General features: G+C 34.8%; 24 protein-coding genes, 1 tRNA gene and 1 pseudogene. 15 read left to right on the top strand and 11 right to left on the bottom strand.

Annotation, left to right across the window (positions count from 1 at the left end; genetic code table 11):
• Positions 1-11: 11 nt before the first annotated feature.
• The 3 genes from BLT84_RS10290 to yidC all read left to right on the top strand — a co-directional run bounded on the left by BLT84_RS10290 (position 12) and on the right by yidC (position 3,941).
• Positions 12-248, top strand: coding sequence for a DUF3820 family protein (locus BLT84_RS10290; RefSeq protein WP_091265329.1), 237 nt, complete (start codon positions 12-14; stop codon positions 246-248).
• A 123-nt stretch (positions 249-371) separates the two neighbouring features.
• Positions 372-2,015 carry a CTP synthase gene (locus tag BLT84_RS10285; RefSeq protein ID WP_091265326.1) on the top strand — a complete coding sequence of 548 codons (1,644 nt, stop codon included), beginning with the start codon at positions 372-374 and terminating at the stop codon, positions 2,013-2,015.
• Between the two features lie 69 nt (positions 2,016-2,084).
• Positions 2,085-3,941 (top strand): membrane protein insertase YidC, encoded by a 1,857-nt coding sequence (gene yidC / locus BLT84_RS10280; RefSeq protein ID WP_091265322.1) that lies wholly within the window; start codon positions 2,085-2,087, stop codon positions 3,939-3,941.
• Positions 3,942-4,367: 426 nt separating this feature from the next.
• Here yidC and BLT84_RS10275 read toward each other — a convergent pair.
• Positions 4,368-4,601 (bottom strand): annotated as a pseudogene (locus tag BLT84_RS10275) (fasciclin domain-containing protein); the annotation flags it as partial.
• 310 nt (positions 4,602-4,911) lie between these two features.
• On the opposite strand from BLT84_RS10275, the gene BLT84_RS10270 reads away from it, so the two are divergent.
• The 3 genes from BLT84_RS10270 (at position 4,912) to BLT84_RS10260 (ending at position 7,736) form a co-directional block, all read left to right on the top strand.
• A complete protein-coding gene (locus BLT84_RS10270; protein ID WP_034891260.1) occupies positions 4,912-5,334 on the top strand; it encodes a lipocalin family protein in 423 nt (140 codons plus the stop codon).
• A gap of 108 nt (positions 5,335-5,442) precedes the next feature.
• Positions 5,443-6,654 carry a tRNA 2-thiouridine(34) synthase MnmA gene (gene mnmA, locus BLT84_RS10265; RefSeq protein WP_262490132.1) on the top strand — a complete coding sequence of 404 codons (1,212 nt, stop codon included), beginning with the start codon at positions 5,443-5,445 and terminating at the stop codon, positions 6,652-6,654.
• Between the two features lie 140 nt (positions 6,655-6,794).
• Positions 6,795-7,736: an NAD(P)H-dependent flavin oxidoreductase gene (locus BLT84_RS10260; RefSeq protein WP_091265302.1), complete on the top strand. Its 942-nt coding sequence runs from the start codon at positions 6,795-6,797 to the stop codon at positions 7,734-7,736.
• Between the two features lie 17 nt (positions 7,737-7,753).
• On the opposite strand, the gene BLT84_RS10255 is transcribed toward BLT84_RS10260, so the two are convergent.
• The 3 genes from BLT84_RS10255 to guaA form a co-directional block, all read right to left on the bottom strand.
• A complete protein-coding gene (locus BLT84_RS10255) occupies positions 7,754-8,155 on the bottom strand; it encodes an OsmC family protein (RefSeq protein ID WP_091265298.1) in 402 nt (133 codons plus the stop codon).
• 7 nt (positions 8,156-8,162) lie between these two features.
• Positions 8,163-10,154, bottom strand: a complete 1,992-nt coding sequence (locus BLT84_RS10250; protein ID WP_091268189.1) for a LysM peptidoglycan-binding domain-containing protein — start codon at positions 10,152-10,154, stop codon at positions 8,163-8,165.
• 68 nt (positions 10,155-10,222) lie between these two features.
• Positions 10,223-11,755, bottom strand: a complete 1,533-nt coding sequence (gene guaA / locus BLT84_RS10245) for a glutamine-hydrolyzing GMP synthase (protein WP_091265295.1) — start codon at positions 11,753-11,755, stop codon at positions 10,223-10,225.
• Between the two features lie 81 nt (positions 11,756-11,836).
• Between guaA and BLT84_RS10240 the strand changes: the two genes are divergently transcribed.
• Entirely contained in the window at positions 11,837-12,562 is a 726-nt protein-coding gene (locus BLT84_RS10240) for an SIMPL domain-containing protein (RefSeq protein ID WP_091265292.1), read from the top strand.
• A gap of 4 nt (positions 12,563-12,566) precedes the next feature.
• Positions 12,567-13,115: a pyridoxamine 5'-phosphate oxidase family protein gene (locus tag BLT84_RS10235; RefSeq protein ID WP_091265289.1), complete on the top strand. Its 549-nt coding sequence runs from the start codon at positions 12,567-12,569 to the stop codon at positions 13,113-13,115.
• Positions 13,116-13,185: 70 nt separating this feature from the next.
• Here BLT84_RS10235 and BLT84_RS10230 read toward each other — a convergent pair.
• From BLT84_RS10230 to BLT84_RS10220, 3 genes are all read right to left on the bottom strand, one after another.
• Positions 13,186-13,261, bottom strand: a tRNA-His gene (locus tag BLT84_RS10230).
• Positions 13,262-13,320: 59 nt separating this feature from the next.
• Positions 13,321-14,037 (bottom strand): bacillithiol biosynthesis deacetylase BshB1, encoded by a 717-nt coding sequence (gene bshB1, locus BLT84_RS10225; RefSeq protein ID WP_034891239.1) that lies wholly within the window; start codon positions 14,035-14,037, stop codon positions 13,321-13,323.
• 38 nt (positions 14,038-14,075) lie between these two features.
• Entirely contained in the window at positions 14,076-15,230 is a 1,155-nt protein-coding gene (locus BLT84_RS10220; protein ID WP_091265286.1) for a trans-sulfuration enzyme family protein, read from the bottom strand.
• A 203-nt stretch (positions 15,231-15,433) separates the two neighbouring features.
• On the opposite strand from BLT84_RS10220, the gene BLT84_RS10215 reads away from it, so the two are divergent.
• The 6 genes from BLT84_RS10215 to BLT84_RS10190 all read left to right on the top strand — a co-directional run bounded on the left by BLT84_RS10215 (position 15,434) and on the right by BLT84_RS10190 (position 20,079).
• Positions 15,434-16,486 carry an NAD(P)-dependent alcohol dehydrogenase gene (locus BLT84_RS10215; protein ID WP_091265282.1) on the top strand — a complete coding sequence of 351 codons (1,053 nt, stop codon included), beginning with the start codon at positions 15,434-15,436 and terminating at the stop codon, positions 16,484-16,486.
• A gap of 1 nt (position 16,487) precedes the next feature.
• Positions 16,488-16,865, top strand: a complete 378-nt coding sequence (locus tag BLT84_RS10210; RefSeq protein ID WP_034891230.1) for a PH domain-containing protein — start codon at positions 16,488-16,490, stop codon at positions 16,863-16,865.
• 161 nt (positions 16,866-17,026) lie between these two features.
• Positions 17,027-18,265 (top strand): imidazolonepropionase, encoded by a 1,239-nt coding sequence (hutI, locus tag BLT84_RS10205; protein WP_091265280.1) that lies wholly within the window; start codon positions 17,027-17,029, stop codon positions 18,263-18,265.
• Positions 18,265-19,275 carry a formimidoylglutamase gene (locus tag BLT84_RS10200; RefSeq protein WP_091265276.1) on the top strand — a complete coding sequence of 337 codons (1,011 nt, stop codon included), beginning with the start codon at positions 18,265-18,267 and terminating at the stop codon, positions 19,273-19,275. Before hutI ends, BLT84_RS10200 begins: the two co-directional genes overlap by 1 nt.
• Positions 19,268-19,609 (top strand): DUF1622 domain-containing protein, encoded by a 342-nt coding sequence (locus BLT84_RS10195; protein ID WP_034891221.1) that lies wholly within the window; start codon positions 19,268-19,270, stop codon positions 19,607-19,609. The genes BLT84_RS10200 and BLT84_RS10195 overlap by 8 nt, the downstream gene beginning before the upstream one ends.
• A 2-nt stretch (positions 19,610-19,611) precedes the next feature.
• Positions 19,612-20,079 carry a GNAT family N-acetyltransferase gene (locus BLT84_RS10190; protein ID WP_091265273.1) on the top strand — a complete coding sequence of 156 codons (468 nt, stop codon included), beginning with the start codon at positions 19,612-19,614 and terminating at the stop codon, positions 20,077-20,079.
• Here BLT84_RS10190 and treF read toward each other — a convergent pair.
• A complete protein-coding gene (gene treF, locus BLT84_RS10185) occupies positions 20,076-21,683 on the bottom strand; it encodes an alpha,alpha-trehalase TreF (RefSeq protein ID WP_091265270.1) in 1,608 nt (535 codons plus the stop codon). The genes BLT84_RS10190 and treF overlap by 4 nt on opposite strands.
• Positions 21,684-21,844: 161 nt before the next feature.
• Here treF and BLT84_RS10180 point away from each other — a divergent pair, with 161 nt between their 5' ends.
• The gene (locus BLT84_RS10180; RefSeq protein WP_091265267.1) at positions 21,845-22,651 is read left to right on the top strand and encodes an MBL fold metallo-hydrolase; all 807 of its coding nucleotides are present in this window, start codon (positions 21,845-21,847) and stop codon (positions 22,649-22,651) included.
• A 76-nt stretch (positions 22,652-22,727) separates the two neighbouring features.
• On the opposite strand, the gene BLT84_RS10175 is transcribed toward BLT84_RS10180, so the two are convergent.
• From BLT84_RS10175 to BLT84_RS10165, 3 genes are read right to left on the bottom strand one after another with little or no spacing between them, the layout of a single operon-like run.
• Entirely contained in the window at positions 22,728-24,044 is a 1,317-nt protein-coding gene (locus BLT84_RS10175; protein WP_091265263.1) for a DUF3570 domain-containing protein, read from the bottom strand.
• A 9-nt stretch (positions 24,045-24,053) separates the two neighbouring features.
• On the bottom strand, positions 24,054-24,266 hold the full coding sequence (locus BLT84_RS10170; RefSeq protein WP_034891206.1) for a DUF4266 domain-containing protein: 213 nt from the start codon (positions 24,264-24,266) through the stop codon (positions 24,054-24,056).
• Entirely contained in the window at positions 24,263-25,246 is a 984-nt protein-coding gene (locus tag BLT84_RS10165; RefSeq protein WP_231929288.1) for an FAD:protein FMN transferase, read from the bottom strand. Before BLT84_RS10165 ends, BLT84_RS10170 begins: the two co-directional genes overlap by 4 nt.
• Positions 25,247-25,250: the final 4 nt, after the last annotated feature.

Raw genomic sequence — 25,250 nt, 5'->3', positions numbered from 1 at the left:
CAATCTTATTAATGGAAGTAAAACCAGATCATCGCGCTTTAATTGAACTTGCCCATGCAAAGATGTATTTTGGAAAATACAAGGACAGATATTTGTCTGAACTTCCTGAATTCTATCTAATCTGGTTCCGTCAAAAAGGCTTTCCTAAAGGTAAATTAGGAGATCAATTATTACAAGTAACAGAACTTAAAGTGAATGGTATGGAACAAATCCTTCGCAACATAAGATCAAAATACCCTAAATACTAACAACTTCCTTTCTGTAGATCAAGCATTTACTCTCAGTAATATTCACTTTGATTTTACAAGTATTTTTATTTTCTTCTTTGTAATTTAGCGCCCTGAATCAACAACACAATAAACACTTCAAAAATGGGCGAAACCAAGTATATTTTTGTTACCGGTGGGGTTTCTTCTTCCTTAGGAAAGGGAATTATAGCTGCATCTTTAGCAAAATTATTACAGGCGCGTGGATTTAGAACCACGATTCAGAAATTAGATCCTTACATCAATGTAGATCCTGGTACTTTAAATCCTTATGAACATGGAGAATGTTATGTAACAGAAGATGGTGCAGAAACAGATCTCGATCTCGGTCATTACGAACGATTTTTAAATGTTAATACTTCTCAGGCAAATAATGTTACTACCGGAAGGATTTATCAAAGCGTAATAGAAAAAGAAAGACGCGGAGAATTTTTAGGTAAAACGGTACAGGTAGTCCCTCATATTACCAACGAGATTAAAGAACGTGTTCAGATCTTAGGAAAAAGTGGTGATTTTGACATCGTTATTACAGAAATAGGTGGTACTGTTGGAGACATAGAATCTCTTCCTTATATAGAGGCTGTAAGACAACTAAAATGGGAATTAGGCGATGAGAATGCGCTGGTAATTCACCTCACTTTAGTGCCATATCTAGCTGCAGCAGGAGAATTAAAAACAAAACCTACCCAGCACAGTGTAAAAACATTAATGGAAAGTGGAATTAAAGCTGATATTCTTGTTTGTAGAACAGAACATGAACTTTCTGATGACATCAGAAGAAAGCTTGCAATTTTCTGTAATGTAAGACAAGAAGCGGTAATTCAGTCTATAGATGCTTCTACCATTTATGATGTGCCAAACTTAATGCTAGAAGAAGGTTTAGATACTGTTGTTCTCAAAAAACTTAATTTACCAGACGATACTACGCCTAATTTAGAACACTGGAATAATTTCTTAGATAGACATAAAAATCCAAAATCTGAGATCACAATAGGGCTGATAGGAAAATATGTAGAATTACAAGATTCTTATAAATCTATACTGGAAGCTTTTATTCATGCCGGTGCCGAGAATGAGGTAAAGGTGAATGTAGAAAGCATTCACTCAGAGTTCATCAATGAAAATACCATCAAAAATAAGATTGCTCATTTGGATGGAATTTTGGTGGCACCAGGATTTGGAGAACGTGGTATTGAAGGAAAGATCGATGCTGTAAGATATGCAAGAGAAAATAATATTCCTTTCTTCGGAATTTGCCTTGGAATGCAAATGGCAGTAATAGAATTTGCCCGTAATGTTCTTCAGCTTAAAAATGCGAATTCAGCAGAAATGGATCCGGAAACCAAACATCCTGTTATTGATATTATGGAGGAGCAGAAATCTGTTACTCATAAAGGAGGTACTATGAGGTTAGGTGCATGGGCTTGTGATTTATCTGAAGGTTCTAAGGTTAGAGAGATCTACGGTCAGAATACTATTAATGAAAGACATAGACACCGCTACGAGTACAATAATAAGTACCAACCAGAATTAGAAAAAGCCGGCTTAAAAAGTACCGGTATAAATCCGGAAACTGGATTGGTAGAAATTGTAGAACTAGAAGACCATCCTTGGTTTATTGGAGTGCAATACCATCCAGAATATAAGAGTACTGTAGCTACTCCACACCCACTTTTTATAGCCTTTATTAAGGCGGCATTAGAGTATTCTACTCTAAAAAAGAATGCCAAAGTGACACAAAGTAACTAAATGGTCATTTTTTTGACTACGTAATTCACAGCAAGCAAGCTGTTTGCAATAGCATATTTATTTTATAACATGGAAGAAAAAAAGTTTGACGTACAATCCCTAATAGGATTTTTACTGATTGGTGCAATTTTATTATGGATGTTGTATAACAACTCCTTTGAAGATAACACAGAGGAAAATCCAAAAATAGCGACAGAGCAAATAGATGCTCCTGCTAATAAGGATTTTGAACAAAATGATATTAGCAATAACACGCCTCAAGATTCTGCAGCAGTAGCTGCTTCTCGTAAAAAACTGGGAGAATTTGGATATTCCTCATCTTTAGCATCTGCAACCAATAATACTACCACCATCTCTAATGATGTTTTAGAGTTGAAGATTGATAACAAAGGTGGATATATTTCTGAAGCAAGGTTGGTTAAATTTAAAACCTATGATTCTATTCCTGTTTACACTATAAAAGATGGTAATGCTTCTTTCAATATCAATTTTACAACGAGAGATGGGAAAGTAATTAACACCCAAGACATGTACTTTGAGCCTACATTTACTCAAAGTGGTGAGAATAAGGTGATATCAATGAAGTTAAAGGTTTCTCCAGATGAATTTTTAGAATACAGATATGTACTAAAGCCGGGAGAATACATGATGGACTTTACAGTTAGATCTCAAGGTTTAAATGGGGTTATTAATGGTTCGTCTCAAATTGTTATGGACTGGAAGCTAAAAGGATATAGACATAGTAAAAGTATTCCTTATGAAAACAGATATACAGAATTGTCTTATGAGCATAATGATGGCGACGATAGCGATGTTGGAAAAGGTAAGCTAGACGAAGAAGATGCAGAAGATGTAACCTACATTGCTTATAAACAACACTTCTTCTCCTCTATTCTTTTAACAGACACTCCATTTGAAAGAGCAGATTTTATATCTAAAGATCTAGTTGAAGATGAAGATATTGATACCGTTTATACCAAAGAATTTAGTTCTTCTGTACCTCTAGCCTTAAAAGGTGGTGAGCTTAATTATAACATGAATTGGTATTATGGCCCTACAGATTATAAGATCTTAAATGATTATGACCGTAATTTAGATGAAGTTGTTCCTTTAGGATGGGGAATATTTGGATGGATCAACAAAAATATATTCATACCGTTCTTTGCGTTCTTATCTGGATTTCTACCAAGTTATGGTATTGCAATCATTGTTATGACCATAGTAGTAAGATTGGTATTATCTCCTGTAACTTATAAATCTTATTTATCTCAGGCAAAAATGAAGATCCTTCGCCCAGAGATCAATGAAATCAATGAAAAGTACAAGGATAACCCAATGAAAAAGCAACAAGAAACAATGAAGTTGCAAAGTAAGGCAGGTGCGAGTCCGTTAAGCGGTTGTTTACCGGCTTTAATGCAGATCCCAGTCTTCTATGCATTATTTCAGTTTTTCCCAAGTGCTTTTCAATTAAGACAGAAAGGATTCTTATGGGCAGATGACCTTTCTAGTTATGATACTATTGCTCAACTTCCATTCAACATACCTTTTTACGGAGATCACGTTAGTTTGTTCCCTATACTTGCATCTATTGCCATCTTTGTTTATATGATGATGACCACGGGGCAGAATATGCAAAACGCTCAGCAGCCAGGAATGCCTAACATGAAATTCTTAATGTATCTATCTCCTTTAATGATGTTGATATTCTTCAACAATTATGCGAGTGGATTATCATTGTATTACTTCACATCTAACCTTATTACCATTGGTATTATGTTAGTAATTAAGTATGTAATTGTAGATGAAGAAAAGATTCATGCTAAGATTCAGGCAAACAAGAAAAAACCTAAGAAACAAGGTAAATTTGCTCGAAAGATGCAAGAAATGATGGAGCAAGCAGAACAACAAAAAAACGCTAAAAAATAAAATTTAGTTTCGTTATATTATCAAAGCCCGGCATTGCTGGGCTTTTTTTTGTTTCATATAGTTAAGAATTTAGACCTCTACTCTATAAATTCATGATCCATCTAATCATTAAAAAATGATAGAAAAATTATGTTCTCAACTTGATATTAATTGAACTCTCCTCATTTGAAAACGATTTATATTTAAAATTTAAATCGTTTGAACTTTGAGAAGAGAACCGTTTAGTTATTTAGAAATCTAATTGTAAATATTTATCGATAGGCGGAAATTTGATGAATAGATATTTATCTTAAATATAGTATAACCATTTTCAAATACACTTCTAAACTAACTTAAGCATAGTTATAATTATTACGATTTATTAAAAATATGTTTCATAAAAAGAAGCCTGACAATGCCAGGCTTCTTTTTATATATAATATAATTTTACTCTGCTGCAGGTAATAATACTTTATTTATAGCATGAATTACCCTATTATTGGCTTGTATACCTACAACTACAACAGTTGAAGTTCTGCCGCGTTCATCTAATATTGTAACATTATCTCCTGTATTTAAGGTAAGATCACCTGTCTCAAAAGTAATTACAGTAAATCCATCCATTATATCTGAAGATCTATAATTAGAACCAGATACCACATGATAACTTAGAATAGATGCAAGAAGATCTGATGGTACAACTTTTTAAGTTTTTATTACTTTATAAAAATAAATTAGTGAGCTTCGTGATTTTGTTTAATCGTTGTTAAGAATTATAAAACGGCTGAAAAAAATCTTTTAATATCTAATTGAATAATTACGCAACCAACTTAATTTCAAATTTTTACAAAATGATATTTTAAACAAACAAGTGTATTAAACTAGATTTAATTATATTCTTAAATACCAAATTTTGTATAAATAATTCTTAATCGTTGGCTGCAATAATACGTTATACATATATTTACATCCCAAATCAAAACTTAAAAACATGAAAAAATTCTTAGTATTATTTTTAGCCGCTGCTGCATTACTGTCTTGTGATAAGGATGATGATAACAATAGTAGCGACAATAAAATCGTGGGTAAATGGTATTTATCTGAGATCAACAATAGCGGTACGTTAAATCTTCAGGTTTCAGAATGTAATGAAAGATCTTTTATAGAATTTAAAGGGAATCAAGACGCAAATTCTGAATACTATACTACAACAGACGGTGAATGTACTTTAGACTCTTCAAAGGAATCTGATTGGAGTGACCTAGGTGGTGGAAATTATTCATTCTATGTACCAGTAGAAGATATTGGACAGTTAACAGGAACAGTAGAATTCAGTGATGATAATACATCATTTAAGTTCTACCCTACCGTTTTTGCTACTCAACAAACTAATATCGTCTTTATTAAAAAGTAATTACGTTAGATGTATATTACTAATAGGGCGGTATTTTTACCGCCCTATTTTATTTCGTAATTTTGCACATTCTTATCCGACAATTAAGGGATAGGAATATATTGATTATTGAAATCTCGAGTGAAGAAAATGAAGAAAAAAGTAGTAGTTGGATTATCGGGCGGTGTAGATTCTAGTGTTACCGCGTATTTACTTCAACAGCAAGGATATGAGGTTATAGGCTTGTTCATGAAAAACTGGCATGATGATACCGTCACCATTTCTGATGAATGCCCATGGTTAGATGATAGCAATGATGCGATGATGGTGGCAGATAAACTAGGAATACCATTTCAGACGGTAGACCTTAGCGAACAATACAAGGAACGAATTGTAGATTATATGTTCCGTGAATATGAAAGAGGTCGAACACCAAATCCAGATGTGCTTTGTAATAGAGAGATAAAATTTGATGTTTTTATGAAGATCGCGCTTTCGTTGGGTGCAGATTATGTCGCAACAGGTCATTATTGTAGAAAAGAAGAAATCGTAAAAAATGGCGAAATTACCTATCAACTACTTGCAGGAAAAGATGATAATAAAGACCAATCTTATTTTCTTTGCCAACTTACGCAAGAACAATTAGCTAAAACCTTATTTCCAATAGGGGAATTACAAAAGCCCGAAGTTAGAAAGATAGCTGCAGAACAAGATCTAATTACTGCTAACAAAAAGGATTCTCAAGGACTTTGCTTTATAGGAAAAGTAAGATTGCCAGAGTTCCTTCAGCAAAAATTGAAACCGAAAGAAGGAGTTATTGTAGAAGTAAGGTCAGAAATAGATCAATTTCTAGTGGAAGTTCCCGAGTTCAATTCGAAATTAGATGAATTGAAACACCTTTCTAATAAATTTAAATATTCTCAGCAAGACGGTGCTATAGTTGGTAAACATCAAGGCGCTCATTATTTTACTAAAGGGCAACGTAAAGGTTTAGCTGTGGGAGGAACACCAGAGCCATTGTTTGTTATAGATACAGATGTTGAAGAAAATATTATATATACCGGACAAGGTAAAGAGCATCCTGGCTTGTTTAGAAAAGCACTGTTTGTGGCACCAGAAGAAATACACTGGGTAAGAATAGATCTCGCTTTAAAACCAGATCAAGAAATGAAAGTGAAAGCGAGAATACGCTATCGTCAGGACTTACAAAATGCTACCTTATATCAAACAAAGAACGGACTTTATATAGAATTTGAGCAAGCGCAATCTGCAATTACCGAGGGGCAATTTGTGGCTTGGTATCTAGAAGATGAACTTGTAGGATCTGGAGTTATTTCTTAATCGGTCAAAATCCTGTGCATTTATAAAATTGCCACAAATCAACGAATATAAAATTATTATATTCGATGATTCGTGGCTTTTAAATTTAGACACTTCAAAGATCGAGATGATCTACACCTTAATAAAATGAAATATTAGATATGCAAAATAGAATCACAGAACTTTTTAATATTGAATACCCCTTAATTCAGGCGGGTATGATCTGGGCAAGTGGATGGAAATTAGCAAGCGCCGTTAGCAATGCAGGTGGATTAGGTATAATTGGTGCCGGTTCTATGTATCCAGAAGTTCTTAGAGAACATATTCTAAAGTGTAAAAAGGCCACTAATAAACCATTTGGTGTAAATGTTCCTATGTTGTATCCCGATGTAGAGAAGATTATGAAGATCATCATTAAAGAAGAAGTTAAAATCGTGTTTACATCTGCTGGTAATCCCAAAACATGGACAAATCACCTGCAAGCACACGGTATAAAAGTAGTTCACGTAGTAAGCAGCGTTAAGTTCGCATTAAAATCTCAGGAAGCTGGTGTAGATGCAGTAGTAGCTGAAGGTTTTGAAGCAGGAGGTCATAATGGGCGTGATGAAACAACTACCCTTACACTTATTCCAATGGTTAAAGAGCAACTTGAGATACCACTAATTGCAGCCGGAGGAATTGCCAGCGGTAGAGGCATGCTTGCTGCTATGGTTTTAGGTGCAGATGCGGTACAAATTGGTTCTCGTTTTGTAGCGAGTAATGAAGCCTCTTCTCACCAGTCTTTTAAGGATCTTGTAGTGCAAGCAAAAGAAGGAGACACTCAATTAACACTCAAGGAACTTGCGCCTGTGAGATTGCTTAAAAATAAGTTTTTTGAAGATGTTCAGGAATTATATCAACAGGCTCCAAGCAAAGAAGACCTAATAGAACTTTTAGGAAGAGCCAGAGCTAAAAAAGGAATGTTTGAAGGAGATCTTGTAGAAGGAGAGCTCGAGATCGGTCAAATTGCTGGTCTGATTCACGATATTAAATCAGCAGCACAAATTGTTGAAGATATCATCTCAGAATTTGAAACAGCTAAAAAAGAAATTAATCTTCTTTAACTGTTCCCATCCAATTCTTAGTATTTAAAAGTAATATCCTTTTCAATATCAGGATGAATACTTTGTAAAACAGGACATGTTCTTCCTGCGTTTTCCAAAATAGTTCTTTGCTTATCGCTTAGATCATCCCCCATAACAGCAATAAGGATCTTTATTCCGGAGATTCTTCTAGGATCTGCAGCCATAGTTTTAGTAACTTCTGCAGTAGTTCCTTCTATATCTATCTCCATATCTCGAGCTTTAATACCCATAATGGTTAGCATACAGGAGGCCGCTGCCGTTGCAACGGTATCTGTTGGAGAGAATGCCTCTCCCTTACCTTGATTGTCTATAGGTGCATCTGTTATAAACTTGCTTTTGCTTTGTAAATGCTCACATTCTGTGCGCAAATCTCCTTTATAAGTTACCTTTGAAGTCATCTTTTAATTAGTTTGCTACATTTAAATTTAAGTTCTCATCTAGCGCCATAATGTAAACTGCACTATTGTAAAAACCACCATTGGCTTTTTTCTTGTAATGAAACTCATTTTCCACATATTCTGTAATGATATTCTCTTGTACAGACTTTTCTAAAGTTCCCATTGCTCCCAATCTTAACAATACATCCAACGTTAGATCATAACCTCTAGTTGTATATTTATTAGGCAAATACCCATATTTTTCTTTATAAGCATCTATAAAAGAATCACTATTATTTTCATCAAATTCTTTATATTCTGAAGGGTAGTGAAACTTTAATTTCCCTAGATGCTCATTTAGTAGCACATCACTCTCAAAAGATTTATTCTTATTGGTAGTAAATAAGGTAATATTATTTTTTCTAGCCTGTCTAAACAATGCTGATGTTGCCGTACTAAGTAGTGCAACACTTTCAGATTCTAATATTACCCAATTCTCACGAGAGGTAGACATTAGAGATGCAAGTGAAGATTCTGTAACATTATTACCAGAAACGCTCACTGTTCTTGCATTGGGCATAGCATTCATCAGTTTACTCTTGGTAGCAGTATTGGCTCCATCTGCTATTACTAATACGTTCTTATCTTGAGAATTCTTTTGAAGATATGAGATCATAGCATCTCTTAACATATCATCTGTAGGCATAGATTGATATAGATTTGATATTGATCTTAGTTCTCTATTTGTCATTGGAGAGATCACTGGAATGTTCTTATTGGATAACAGCTGAGCAGCCTCTTCTGAAGTGGCTTGAAGTAGCGGTCCTATTACTGCATCCACATTACTAAAACTATTAGAATTGATAATAGAAGAAACACTTGATGTTTGTTGCTGACTGTCATAGATTTTCAAATTTGTAGAAATACCAAGATCTTTTGCTTTCTTAACGGCCATTAAAACCCCACTGTAGAAATCTAAAGATATTCTCATTACCCTATCGCTCTCCAGCACCTTTCCAGCATTCGAGGTAGAATCTATTCTAACCTTATTCAAGCCATAAGGCAACATTAAAACTATATTCTTTGTTTTGAAATCTTTGATCTTATTTTCTAAGCTTAAAGATTGTACTTTACTAGTTATGGCATTCTCTGCTTTATCAGCTGGAACTTCTTTTAATTCTCTTCCATAAGCATCTTTAGTAGGCACTTTAAGAACCATTCCATATTTCAAACCATCTTTTAAAGCTGGGTTGAGCGCTATTAAGGAGTCTTGTTCTATTTGAAATCTTTTTGTTAAACTATATAAAGTCTCCTGTGGTTGAACTTCATAAAATTCAAATGCATTATCTGTAATGATCACAGGTTCATCTAATACATTAGTACCTACTTTAAGCATAATACCCGGCTGTAGCACATCTACTGTTGGATTTAAAGCCTCTAGCTCTGCAACAGTCATCCCATATTTTCTTGCTATTCCATATTTCGTTTCTTTAGGAATAATAATATGTTCTCTAGTCTTAGAGATCTGTGGAGTTTTAGCAGGACTTCTGGTTATTTCAGATTTTGGTTGAGATGGTACTTCCGTCTTTACATTTCTAAATGGAGCTTTTCCAAATACAGGTATCTGAACCGTTTCTCCCTTCTGAAGTTCTTTTGAATATAATTGTTTATTATACTTCTTAATATCTTCAATGTCTACATTATATTGTTTTGAAAGACTGTATAATGTTTCTTTCTTTTCAACTTTATGCGAAGTGAAACTTACAGGAGAATTTTCTGCAACAGCGCTATTATTAACCGTATTATCCTCAACTACCGGAATTACTAGTTTGCTGGAAATCTGTATCCCATTCTTAGCATCTGGATTATATTTATAGATAGCAGCTTCACTAATTCCATATTTTTGCGAAATACTAAAAACAGTTTCCCCCGGAGACACCGTATGGTATTTATAAGCTTGCCCATAAGCGGTAGAAGTAACTACCTGGAAAAATAAACATAAAACAATTAAGTACTTCATTTTCGTGATTTTCATATTATTTAAAAAGCAGTATTCTCAAAACTTAACATCAAAAGTTCAAAGATATTCTACTCCCATTCTATAGTTGCTGGTGGCTTAGAGCTAATGTCATACACTACTCTATTAACGCCCTTAACACGATTTATTATATCATTTGAGGTCTTTTGAAGAAAGTCGTAAGGTAGGTTTACCCAATCTGCGGTCATACCATCTGTAGATTCCACAGCACGTAAAGCAACTACTTTCTCATACGTTCTTTCATCTCCCATAACACCTACAGAGTTTACAGGAAGTAAGATAGCACCCGCTTGCCAAACCTTATCATACAACATCCATTCTTTAAGACCATTAATAAAGATAGCGTCTACTTCTTGTAAGATCCTTACTTTTTCTGCAGTGATATCTCCCAAGATTCTAATAGCAAGACCCGGGCCAGGAAAAGGATGCCTCCCTAATAATTCTGCATCTATGCCCATTTCAGCTCCTACTCTTCTTACCTCATCTTTAAATAACATCTTTAGAGGTTCTACAATTTTAAGTTTCATAAAATCTGGCAATCCACCAACATTATGATGAGATTTTATCGTGGCAGAAGGACCTCCAGAAACAGATACAGATTCAATCACATCTGGATAAATCGTTCCTTGGGCAAGGAATTTTACATCTTTAATTAAATGTGCTTCATCATCAAACACCTCTATAAAAGCATTTCCAATCTTTTTGCGTTTAGTCTCCGGATCGCTTATTCCGGCAAGAGCTGTTAAAAAACGTGCGGAAGCGTCTACTCCTTTTACGTTCAAGCCCATGTCTTTATATTGATCTAGTACACTTTCAAACTCTCCTTTTCTTAATAGACCGTTATTAACGAAAATGCAGTATAAGTTTTTACCAATAGCTTTATGAAGCAATACTGCCGCAACGGTAGAATCTACTCCCCCACTAAGGCCAAGAACTACTTTATCTTCACCTATCTTTTCTCTTAACTCATCTACCGTCATATCCACAAAAGCATGAGGTGTCCAAGTTTGTGGTACATCTGCAATCTTTACAAGGAAATTTTCTAACAATTGCTTTCCATCTGTAGAGTGGTAAACTTCTGGGTGGAATTGAATGGCGTAGGTCTCTTCACCGTCAATTCTATACGCTGCATTTAGAACATCTGCAGTACTTGCCAATCTCACTCCATTAGTAGGTAGATCTTTTATAGTATCACTATGACTCATCCAAACCTGAGAGTTCTCACGAATACCATCAAATAGAAGTTCTGCATCTTTTATGATAGATAGATTAGCTCTACCATATTCTCTTGTTTGAGACGGTTCAACTTTCCCACCATGAAAATGAGCAAAATATTGAGCTCCATAACAAACCGCCAAAACTGGCAGTTTTCCTCTAATCTCAGAAAGATCTGGATGTGGAGCATCTTCTGCTCTTACAGAAAATGGACTTCCGGAAAGGATTACCGCTTTGTAAGTTGAAAGATCTTTTGGAGGATTATTATAAGGAAATATTTCACAGAAAATATTTAATTCTCTTACACGCCTTGCTATTAATTGCGTGTACTGCGAGCCGAAGTCTAAGATAAGTACGTTTTGTTGCATGCACAAAAGTAAGAATTTGAGGCAAAAATGAGTTAGAGGAAATCAATTTTTATATCTTTAAAAGAAAAATAATCGTCTTCTATGAAATACATTAGTGCTATCATCTTTGCAATTGCCATTGTTCTGGCTTCTTACTTCTTAGGAAATGCTTACGTAGAAAGAGCTCAGCCTAAAGGAGTCATCTCTGTAACAGGCTCCGGTAGTGAGAATTTCACTTCAGATCTTATAGTTTGGGAAGGTAAATTCAGCAGGACGTTTCCGAATCTAAAACAGGCCTTTGAAGACTTAGAATCTGACAAGGAAATAGTGAAACAATATTTAATTAGTAAAGGTATTAAATCTGAAAATATTGTATTTAACTCGGTACAGACCATTGAACAGCAGGAAAATCAATATCAGAATGGAAATTATGTAGGTAGCATCTTTAAAGGATACGAACTTAATCAATCTGTGAAAATTGAATCTGTAGATGTAGAATTAATTGAAAAGGTTTCAAGAGAAATTACAGAGCTTTTAAATAAAGGTGTTCAATTTAACTCTACTCCTCCTCGCTATTATTACACCAAGATCTCAGACCTGAAAATTTCTATGATCTCAAAAGCCACAGAAGATGCTAGATTAAGAGCAGAAAAGATTGCAGAGAATAGTGGTGGTTCCTTAGGCAAACTCAACAATGCGAGTATGGGGGTATTTCAGATCACAGGACAGAACAGCGGTGAAGACTATAGCTGGAGTGGCGCGTATAACACACAGGATAAGAAGAAAACGGCCTCTATAACCATGAGATTAGAATACGAAATAGAATAGTTATATGGAAGAAACTGCATATTTAGAAAATGCGTGGGTAGAGTTAGAAAAAGGTATTTCAGAACATGGACATCCATTTAGATTTTGCACGCTTGCAACGCTAATTAATAGGAACGAGATAAAACAGCGAACTTTAGTTCTACGACGAATAACAGAAGATAGAACACTAATATTTTATACAGATTTCAGATCAGATAAGGTAACTCAGGTATTTAATAATGCTGGAGGAAGTTTACTTTTTTACCATCAAGATAAAAGCCTGCAACTTTCTCTTCAAGGTAAAGTGAGTATACATACTAAGGATGCTCTTTATAAAGAAAATTTAGAACGTATAGATAAAAAAGCTGCAAGCGACTATAATACTGTGTTACCGCCAGGCACTACGCTTAAAAAGCCTATTTATATTGAAAGAGATTCAAGGATAAACTTTTGCATTCTCGAATTTAGAATTACATCTATAGACTACCTTCAGCTACATAAAGATTCAGACCATACAAGGCTTATTTTTAATAGAACTATCAATACATGGCAAGGAGATTTTGTTGTTCCTTAGAACGCTAGAACTCTAAGCACCTCGATTTAAGACATAAAAAAACTCCTTAGTTTCCTAAGGAGTTTAAAAAGGGTGGAAGACCGGGTTCGAACCGGCGACCCTCGGTACCACAAACCGATGCTCTAACCAGCTGAGCTACAACCACCATTTATTCGCGGTTGCAAATGTATATCATTTCTACATTTCTACCAAGAAAAAAATAAAATTAAATTAGGTCAAAAATGGAATCTACTGCTACATAGCGTTCTACAGTGAATCCTTCAGCATGATCCGTACCAATTATCCTACCTAAATCACGCGCTCTGTAGGTAATACTATCTAAAAAATTATCGCTAGAGATGGGAGTTTTAGGCTCTGAGCTATCCTTATCATAGAACTGCGTCTTATACGCTTTTACAGACTTTAGCTTTACATCCATAAACCCTGAAATATCTACTACTACATCCGGTACCAAGTTTTTCCATTGTATATAATGAAAAACCTGTTTAGGTCTCCAAGCCTCTTGTTCCCCATTTTCATCTAGAGTCTCTATTCGGCGTAATCCACTTAAAAAACAAGCATCACTCACAAGTTTAGAGCCTTTACCGTGATCTATATGCCTATCTTCTATAGCGTTACAAAAAACTATTTCTGGTTTATATTTTCTTAAAATCTCTATGATTTTTAGTTGATGCTCTTTATTATTTTCAAAAAAACCATCACTAAAACCTAGATTTTCTCTCACCGATACTCCGAGAATTTTTGCAGCACTTTCTGCCTCTTCCCTTCTTGTTATCGCAGTACCTCGAGTTCCTAATTCTCCTCTGGTAAGGTCTAGAATTCCTACTTTTTTTCCTTTGGATATTTCTTTAGCAAGTGTTCCAGAACAACTTAATTCTACATCATCTGGATGTGCACCTATAGCTAAGATATCTAATTTCATATATAAAATTTTACTTACAAATTGGTCGACTTAGACACTTAACCTTTCAACTCTTTTAGCGCTTGCTCAATATCAGCTATAAGATCTTCCTTTTCTTCTATCCCTACAGAGAATCTTAGAAGGCCGTCTCTTATACCTTGTTTCTCTCTTTCTTCCGGAGTTAACAACGCATGAGATGTTTTTGTAGGTGAAAGAATAGTAGACTCTACCCCTGCCAAACTCATAGAAGATTTAATTAGTTTTAATTTTTTCTGAAATAAATCTGCATCTAATCCTTCCCTTAGCTCAAAAGACATCATTCCTCCAAAACCATGCATCTGAGATTTTGCTAACTTATGATCTGGATGAGATTTTAAACCCGGATAATATACCTGACCAATATCTTCATGCTTTTCTAAAAATTTAGCCAATTTCTTAGCATTCTTATTCTGAGCCTTCACACGAATTCCCATTGTCTTTAAACTGCGTTCTAATAACCAAACGGTATAATCACTTAAACTTCCTCCAAAGTTCTTAGCCATCTGAAAAATAGTATTGATATGCTCTTCAGAAGAGATCACCGTTCCTGCTAAAATATCACTGTGCCCACCCATGTATTTGGTTGCAGAGTGAATAACTATGTCTATTCCAAAATCTATAGGATTTTGATTCACCGGAGAAGCAAATGTGTTATCTATCATACTTACCAAGTTATGTTCTTTAGCAAGTTCCGCAACCGCTTTAATATCGGTAACGGTTAATAGTGGGTTGGATGGAGTTTCAATATAGATCACCTTTGTGTTATCTTGAATCTGGGCCTTGAAACTCTCAATCTTAAGATCTTCTGTAAACGAATATTCTATTCCAAATTTCTCAAACTCTTCTACCACTAAGTTACTAGTTCCACCATAAAGCGTATTTTGAAGCACCACGTGATCTCCTTTATGTAAAAAGGCGAACATAGAAGTACTTACCGCCGCCATTCCACTTCCAAAAATTAGCGCTGCTTCGCCATGTTCTAAAGCGGCCATTTTTTTTGCTAGCGCCACTTGGTTTGGAGTATTAAAATATCTTGGATATCTCTTTACCTCAACATCTTCAAAGGCATAAGAAGTAGACATAAACAATGGAGAAATGGCTCCTTTAAACTGAGTATCTTCCAGCTCTCCTGTATGTGTACATATTGTATTAAGACCTAATTTATTCTCTTTCATAAATATTGATTCTTTTGTAATTGCAAATTTTCATCCAAGGTAAAAAGAATATTTGTACGCTTGCAAAATTTATTGCGCTATGAGATAAGGCAATAGCTCCGGGAATTATAATGAAGCTAAAGTTAAACTTGTTTTAAAGTAAGCCCAAAGTAGAGTAAGCGACCTACTAATGATTAAATTTATATTCTTAAAAAAAATTGAAAATGAGCGAAGTAAAAGCATATGCTGCGCAGTCTAGTACTGCAGATTTAAAACCTTTTGATATTACTAGAAGAGAAATCACTGAAGAAGATGTTGAAATAGATATTCTGTATTGTGGGGTTTGTCATTCTGATATTCATACTGTGAGAAATGATTGGAAAAATGCAAAATATCCATCTGTACCCGGTCATGAGATTATTGGTAGAGTAGTAAAAGCTGGAAAGAATGCCAACAAATTTGAAAAAGGAGATCTTGTAGGGGTAGGATGTATGGTAGACTCCTGCCAGCACTGTGACTCCTGTAAAGAAGGTTTAGAACAATATTGCGAGAACGGTGCTACCTATACTTACAATAGTCCGGATGAGCATTTAGGTGGCCACACTTTTGGTGGTTATTCTGAAAAAATTGTAGTAGATCGAAAATTTGTATTACAGGTTCCAGAAAATCTTGACATTAAAGCGGTAGCTCCTCTGTTGTGTGCAGGAATTACCACGTATTCTCCTTTAAGACAATGGAATGTGAAGAAGGGTGATAAAGTTGGAGTTATTGGTCTTGGAGGATTAGGACATATGGGAATAAAATTAGCGAACGCTATGGGAGCTCATGTGGTGATGATAACCACTTCTCCAGATAAAAGTCAGGATGCTAAGAAATTGGGAGCTGCAGAAGTTTTGATCTCTAAAGATGAAAAAGAGATGGATAAACATAAGAACTCTTTTGACTTTTTACTGAATACAGTTCCTGTTGGTCATGATGTGAACCCTTATATTGCTTTGTTAAAAAGAGATGCAACTATGGTACTTGTTGGAGCAATAGAACCTTTAGATCCAATTCATGGAGGTGGATTGATCGCCTCAAGAAAGAGAATAGCTGGCTCACTAATTGGTGGAATAGAAGAAACTCAAGAAATGTTAGATTTCTGTGGTGAGCATAACATAGTTTCGGATGTGGAGATGATAGACATTCAAAATATCAATAAAGCTTATGATCGCGTAGTGAAATCTGATGTAAAATACAGATTTGTGATCGATATGAAATCTCTTAAAAATTCTTAATATGAGTTTGATCTCTTCCCTGTTAGGGAACGCAGGTGCAATAGAAAAAAGTGTACTAGAGAAAGATTATGCTAAGCTTTTAATACCATCAGAAGGTATAGAAGCTGGTTTTAAGATCATTAGAGACACTTTTATCTTCACCAATAAAAGACTCATTATTGTAGACGTTCAAGGACTTACAGGGAGAAAGATCGAATATTTCTCTGTTAGTTATAAGAGCATTAGTAGATTTAGCATAGAAACTGCGGGCAGTTTTGACCTGGATGCAGAATTAAAAATCTGGATCTCCGGAGAACAAAGTCCTTCAATTTCTAAGCGTTTTAATAGGAATGTTAATATTTATGAAGTGCAACAATTATTAGCAGAGTTCACATTATAAATTGAACTTAATTTAAAATTATATGATCGGATGGATTCTAAGAATCTATCCGATTTTTTTTTGCGCTAACTTCAAGAATTTTGATAATTACATCACATTTTTCATAGTAACTTAACTCATTTACTTCATAAAATTCTTCCCTACTTTTCTATCTTTACACTATGAAAATACTATTTACCAACATTCAAGAACTTGTGCAAATTCGGGATTCTTCCGTAGAAAAAGTTAGCGGAAAGGAGATGAACATACTTCCTACCCTTAAAAATGCCTGGTTGTTGATTAATAATGAGAAAATAGAAGATTTTGGAGAAATGAATGCACTCCCGGAAATTAATGTTGAAAAAACCATAGATCTTACAGGGAGAATTGTATTACCAACATGGTGCGATTCTCATACCCATTTGGTTTATGCAGGAAATAGAGAACAGGAATTTGCAGATAGAATTAGCGGACTTACCTATGAAGAAATCGCTAATCGTGGAGGCGGGATCCTTAATAGCGCAAAAACTTTGGAAAACACTTCTGAAGAAGATGTTTACGAACAATCTGCTCAAAGATTAAAAGAAGTAATGAGCTTAGGAACCGGCGCTATCGAAATAAAATCGGGCTACGGACTTAAAAAAGAAGGAGAGTTAAAACTTTTAAGAGTCATCCAAAAACTGAAAGAGGAATTTGATCTTCCCATTAAAGCTACTTTTTTAGGAGCTCATGCCCTACCTACAGAATATAAGACAAAAAGGAAGGAATATATTAATTACGTGATTGAAGAAATTCTTCCTGAAGTAGTTGATCAGAAATTAGCAGAATATATAGACATCTTTTGCGAGCAAGGATATTTTGATGTAGACGATACTAATACGCTATTGGCAGCAGCAAAAAAACTAGGCTTACAAGCAAAGATCCATGTAAATCAATTTCACGCTATTGGCGGAGTTCAAGCAGGGGTTGAAAATGGAGCTTTAAGTGTAGATCATTTAGAAGTAATGAGGCCAGAAGATATTGAGTGTTTAAAGAACTCGAAAACCATTCCTGTTGCATTGCCAGGATGTTCGCTTTTTCTTAGTATTCCTTATACACCGGGAAGAGAGATCATTGATACAGGTTTACCGTTGGCCTTGGCTACAGATTATAATCCAGGAAGTGCACCTAGCGGAAATATGAATTTAGTGGTTTCTTTAGCTTGTATAAAAATGAATATGACTCCGGAAGAGGCTATAAATGCAGCTACTATCAATGGAGCTTATGCAATGGGATTAAGCACTACTCATGGAAGCATCACCAAAGGAAAATCAGCAAATTTTATAATTACAGAACCAATACCATCTTACGCATACCTGCCTTATTCCTTCGGAAGTAATAAGATAGCATCTGTATACATAAATGGTAATATTTTAAATTAATGGAAGGATTTACGTTATACAGTTTTAAGTCTATAGAAAAATTAATTGCCCTTAGAAAGGGAGAAGTGAAATTTGGAGAAAAAGTTCAATTCTTAGATGATCTTGGAACACTTGCAACTTCAAACGCAAAATATGTACTTTTCGGAATACCAGAAGATATTGGAGTAAGAGCTAATTATGGAAAAGATGGAGCTTCAAAAGCCTGGGAAGCAACTTTGGCTGCTCTGCTAAATATTCAAGCTAATTTATATACCAGACCAGAGAATCTAATTCTATTAGGAGAAATAAGTTGTGAAGGTTTAATGCAAAAGGCATCTAACCTAGATTCTCAAGATCCTAATTACCATATAAAAATGGGAGAACTGGTAAGTCATTTAGATGATATAGTGAGCTTGGTGGTGCAAAAAATTATTGCTGCCGGTAAAGTACCTATTATCATAGGTGGGGGTCATAATAATGCCTATGGTAATATTAGAGGAGCTTTTAATGCTTTAGAAAAACCTATAAATGTTTTAAATATAGATGCTCATACAGATCTTAGGACTACAGACTATCGCCACAGTGGCAATGGTTTTAGCTTTGCTAGAAAGGATAAGATCCTAGGGAAATATCGCGTATTTGGGGTTCATCAAAATTATACACCACAATATATCTTCGATGAGATGAAAAAATCTGCTAATGACAGTTTTAGATTGTTTGAGCACCTCATCTTAATGTCTTCAGAAAAGATCAAAAAAGCATTTTTAGAAGAATTGGAAATGGTCTCTCATGATGAATTTGGGCTTGAATTGGATTGTGATGCTATAAAAGATTTTTCTAGCAGTGCACAAAGTCCAACAGGCTTGCCTATTAATATGGTTAGAAATTTTATCTGGCTAGCTTCTGAAGAGGAAAAAATAAAATACCTACATATTTGCGAAGCTTCTGCCGATAGTACCAATGCCGTACAGGTTGGAAAATCCATCAGCTATTTGATCACAGATTTTATAACAGCTGAAAGTTATGGATAAGGACTTGCTATATTTTATAGAGATCATGGCTAATGTTATAGAAGTAACAGGTATACTCACAATAATCATAGGCGCAGCTATTGCCTTGGTGAGGTATGCATTTAAGCTTCAGGCAGCGAATAGATCTTATAAAATATTAAGGCAAGAATTAGGTAAGGCCATACTATTAGGTTTAGAATTTTTGGTAGCAGGAGATATAATTGGTACTGTGGTTATAGATCCAACTATTCAACAAGTACTATCTCTAGGCCTTATTGTTTTAATTAGAACATTTTTAAGCCTTTCTCTTCAGGTAGAATTGGAAGGCAAATTTCCTTGGCAAAAGACAGATTAATGATGAGTATAAGTATTATTCCTTTTGAGAAAAAATTTTCCAAAGAATTCAAGGAGCTTAATATTGCGTGGTTAGAGAAGTATTTTTATGTAGAACCTCATGATGAAGAGGTATTAAGTGATCCTGAAAAATATATAATTACCCCAGGTGGAACTATTTTTTTCATTCAGGAGAATGACAAGATCGTTGGTACTGTAGCTTTAATGAAAATTGAAGACGGTATTTACGAACTCACAAAAATGGCTATTATGCCATCACATCAAGGAAAACACCTAGGTCAGAAATTAATGAATCATGCAATAGCGTATGCGAAAGCTCAAAATTGGAAAGAATTGATTCTGTATTCTAACCGAAAGCTGGAGAACGCAATTTATATCTATTTTAAATATGGCTTTAAAGAAATACCCATTGAAGAGAAAAATCCTTATTCTCGAGGGGATATAAAAATGAAACTAGATCTAAGATCTTAATCTTTCGTAAGCGCCTGATATACGCCATTTGTCCATCCAAAACCATCTTGCGTAGGATATTCTCCTCCTCCACTTTTTTTGGATAGATCTTCTACATTGTATTTCTCTAGCATCTTGTAATTTTGTGAGTACACCTTTTCATTAAGGCTAGTCCATCTTTTTGCAATCTTATCTGCGAGATCTTTATAAGAATAATTTTTTAAGCCCTCGATACTCATGTATTGCAATGGAGCCCAACCATTAGGAGCATCCCATTGTTCTCCTGTATGATAAGGGGTGGTAACCAATCCTCCTGGTCTTAGAAAAATAGTTTCTAATTTCTCTGAAATAGATCTCGCCTGAGCCTCAGTAGCAAGATTAAAGAATAAGGGGTAAACACCCGCTAAGGAAAGAGTTTCGGTTTGTGCTTCCAAGATAAAATTGTAATCCATAAAAAAACCTTCCTGCCTGCTCCACAAATACTTATTTATAGCTTTACGCCTTGCTAAGTATTTAGCTTTATAATAATTAGCTTTAGAAAGATTTTCATTAAATTTATAGCCCTTAGCCAATGTTCTTTCCACATTAAAAAGCAATACATTAAGATCTACAGGAATTATATGAGTAGTTCTAATTGTAGATAGATCATACTCTCCTTTCATATCTTTAATTAGCCATCTACTAGAAAAATCCCAACCAGATTCTGCTCCGGCTCTTAAATTACGATACACATTCTCTCTACTTAGTTCCGGATATTTCTTTAAAGCTTTATTGGCAGTTATCACATCTTCCCTATAACTCTCTGGACGTGGAGTGTCAAAATCATCCCAATACCTGTTTAAGATCTCCCCATCTTTTAATCGAACCACTCTTCTATTAGTAGGTTCTAATTCATCTATACAATCTTCACCATTCATCCAAAAAAGATATTCTTTTTCTAATGCGGGCATATAATTTTCATACACCTGCTCTCCTTCGGTATCTACTAAGATTTGAACCATATTTGCGAAGAATGGAGGTTGTGATCTTCCTAAATAATAAGATCTATTCCCATTTGGTATAAAACCGTTTGTTTCTATAAGATACGTAAAGTTGTCTACCATATGCTTTATAGTCTCCTTCTCCCCGTCTACACGCAAACCTAACATTGTAAAATAACTGTCCCAATAGTAGATCTCTCTAAACCTTCCTCCTGGAATTATATACGGATTTGGAAGCGGCAATAAAGTTCCTGAGATCTTTTCATCATAAGGTCTTTTTAAAGTTTTCCATAATTGTTTTATATGATTATTTATGGATACTGAATCTGAAATGAAATTGATATCATTTTGAGGAATTTCATAGTTATCTAATACGAAATACCGCAGATCTGTATTATTCAATTTTCCTTTATTGAAGTATAATTTAACGATGGTATCTACATTACCAAGGGGAATGGCATCTACAAAAGTTTTACTATCCTCAAAGATCTGTCTTTCCTGTACGTCATAGAAAAGTTTGCCATACAACTCTTCCGGTGGTAGGATCTTCACAGATTTATCTGTCACAACCTTACCTCCAGAACATGAAATAAATAGCACTAATAAACCAGGGTATAAAAAATAACGAAGATCTGTATGCAACATAGAGATTTTGAGATTGAAATTTGGAAAATGCCGATTAGCATTTAAAGTTAAACAAATACCGTATAAATGACCTAGTTTTGAGATTGAACTATTGCTAAATTTATACTAATACCCACTATATTATCTATTTAGAACAGTAACTTTATTCCAAAATTAACAAAATGAAGAAAATAGTTACAATTTTGGCTCTAGCAGCCGTATTCACTTCTTGTAAAAATGAAGCTAAAGACTCTACTGAAGAAATGAGTTCTGAAGTTATGACTCCGGCGGAAACACGTCAAGATGAAATGGAGAATAAGGCTAGTATAAATATTACTCCAATATCTCATGCGACATCAGTTATTCTATGGGATAAAACTATTATCTATACAGATCCAGTAGGAGGAGCTGCCGGTTTTGAAGGTCAAGCTAAACCAAGTTTTGTATTGATCACAGATATTCATCAAGATCATATGGAGGCCGAAACTTTAAAGGCTTTACAATTAGGAGAAACAAAGATCATAGTACCTAAAGCAGTTCAGGAAAAATTACCTCAAGATCTTCAAAAAAATCTTATAGTAATGAATAATGGAGATTCTCAAGACTTTATGGGATTCAATATTACTGCAATTCCTATGTATAATTTGCCGGAAAGTCCAGACGCGATGCATACTAAAGGGAGAGGAAATGGCTATGTTTTGGAGAAAGATGGCCAAAGACTTTATATAGCCGGAGATACTGAAGATATTCCAGAGATGAGAAACCTTAAGAATATTGATGTAGCACTGGTACCTATGAACTTACCTTACACAATGACGGTTGAAGATGCTGCAAAAGGAGTACTTGCTTTCCAACCTAAGAAAGTCATCCCTTACCACTATAGAGGTAAAGACGGACTAGCTGATGTAGAAAAATTTAAGGAATTGGTTAATAAAGAGAACAAAGATATTACCGTTGAATTGTTAGAGTGGTATCCAACAAAAGGATAATCTTATCATACATATCCAAAACAAAAATCCGACCCATTACTGAGTCGGATTTTTTCATTTCGAGATGCTCTGTAATTTAGTCTAGAACAAATTTAATTCCTGCTGCTATGATGTTTGCTTGCAATCCGGTATTTCTTTCGTAATAGTGATATTTCAGATCTATACTTTTTAACCCAAATTGCCAAAGATGAAATTGTGTAAAAATATCAGTATAAGTCACTCCAAATCCATATTGGTTTGCACTGAATTCAGACAAATCATAATCTGAAGAATAGAACTCATCTGTGGACACATGCTCTTCATAAGGAGCAAAATAATCTGCCGCAGTTTGATCATAATATCTATAAGATGGATAGAGCGTGAATTTTTGAGCTATTTTAATAGGTACTTCAATACTTGCGGTGTTGGATCTAATTCCCCAATCGTCTGTGTAGTATCTATAATAAGTTCTAACTACAAAGGTCTCATTTAAATAATAATTTAACCTACCTCCTACTGCAACCTTAAATCTAGTGTCTGGTAATCTTTCAATATCATCTGCTAATTGAAAATTCTCTATAAATGAATCTTCCACATCTTTAAAATATACTCTTTGGAAAGGTGTAGAAAGGAGCCCTTCTTGTTGAACAAAATCTAAAGCCAAAGAACCCTGAAATCTTTCGGAAAGTATTTGAGAGAACCCAATTCCTACAGAATATGAATTTCTTGAAGTTCCATCTAAAGCAACAAAATCTGGATTATAATTTTGATTTCCTGTAATTGTATATCTTCTAAAAAGTCCGTCGGTTAAGCCTCTACCTCCATCTTCAAAAGGTCTAAGTTCATAGGGGTAAATAGTTTTCCAATTGTCTAAATAGACATTAGCAGTAACACTAACTTCTGTATTCTTCTCATTAAAAAGCTTTGTATAACTTCCACCTAAACCTAGTGAGAAATAATCATATTCTGTAGAAACCGCTAATTTAGCACTCCAAATATCATTCCTATCATCTGAGTTATGGGTGAAGGTTCCTGTAAGATTTGTCCAGGTATCGCTAGAAGATGCTCCCGTAGATGCCACAAATGGATCTGCAGCCTGATCTCCATCAAATGGATTAACATTGCTAGACGAGGCCGAAGTATAAGCAGATACCTCTCCATCTATAGTTAATACATCATCTGCATTTAAAGGTATAGAAACCACAACAGTGGGAGTAACATTGGTAAGATGCTCTGTACCTATACCACCACTTACAGCAGCATTATCACCTTCCTGCGTATAATAACTGGCTAAAAAATCTACTTCTGTATTCTCTAATACTCTCTTCTTATAAGTTTTTGTAGAATCACCATCTTGTGCAAAAGCAATTGAAGAAGAGATCACGAACAAACCTATCAATAAATTATTTTTCATTTTAAAATTTTAATTACAACCACAACCACCACCGGTCTTTCCGCCATTAGCTCCTGCCGCAGCTTCTCTATACGCCTGGAAATTTGTTTCAAATCTATCAACGCCTTTAGTTGATAATACCATGTCTGGATCGTTGATTTTTACCTTTTCATACTCCTTAACCGCAGTACAGGAGCTAAAGTAGCCCGCAATCAAACAACAGAATAAAATTCTCTTGATCATTTTTTATCTATTTTAATATTTTCTGAAGTAAATATATTTCCTTTATCATCAATTATGATACATTCTATTTGAGGTAATTGATTGATCCTATTTAAACCAACTTCTTTCCCCATCACAAATACAGACGTTGCCAAAGCATCTGCCAATTCCGCTTTAGGAGCAAACACCGTAGCACTAATAATTCCGGTGGAAGGATATCCAGTTCTTGGATCTATGATGTGCGTATATTGCTTTCCATTAAAATTCACATACTTTTCATAATTACCAGAAGTTACAACTGCACCTTCATTAATTGGTAACAATGCGAACGCTTTATTTTTATTTAACGGATTTGTAATTGCAACCTTCCATTCATCTCCATTTGGTTGTTTTCCCCAGGTATTCATATCTCCACTTGCATTAATAATACCGGCAGAAACACCTTTAGACATCAACAGCGCTTTTGCCTTATCTGCAGCGTAACCTTTGCCTATAGCTCCAAACCCTATCTTGCTTTCAGGGATTTTTAGAAAAACCGTAGTGTTTTCTTTATCTAAAATTATATTCTGGTATCCAACCTTAGAAACAGAAGCCTTAATATCTGCTTCTGAAGGCATTGTTTTCATAGAACCGTCAAACTTCCAGATCTTATCCATAGAAGCGTAACTTATATCAAAAGCACCATCTGTGAGTTTAGAGATTGCAATTGATCTCGCTATAAGATCAAAAAGCTCTTTATCAACTTTTACTGGTTTTATTCCAGAACTCCTATTGATCTCTGAAGTTTGAGAATTTGGATCCCAAGAAGATATAAGCTTTTCTATTCGCGTCATTTCCTCTATTGCAAGATCAATATAAAAAACAGCTTTAGTAGAATCTTCAGCCACCACCGTAATATCAAACCTACTACCCATAAGTTTTAAGGTACGCTTCTGAATGTTTTGAGCATTAGTACTTATAGCAATACAAAGCACAAACGTTATGGTAATTAATTTTCTCAAAAGA

Origin of the sequence: Gillisia sp. Hel1_33_143 (genome assembly GCF_900104765.1) — a bacterium.
Lineage (GTDB): Bacteria > Bacteroidota > Bacteroidia > Flavobacteriales > Flavobacteriaceae > Gillisia.
Note: the sequence above shows the minus strand (reverse complement) of the source record. Positions and strands in the feature narration are given on the sequence as shown.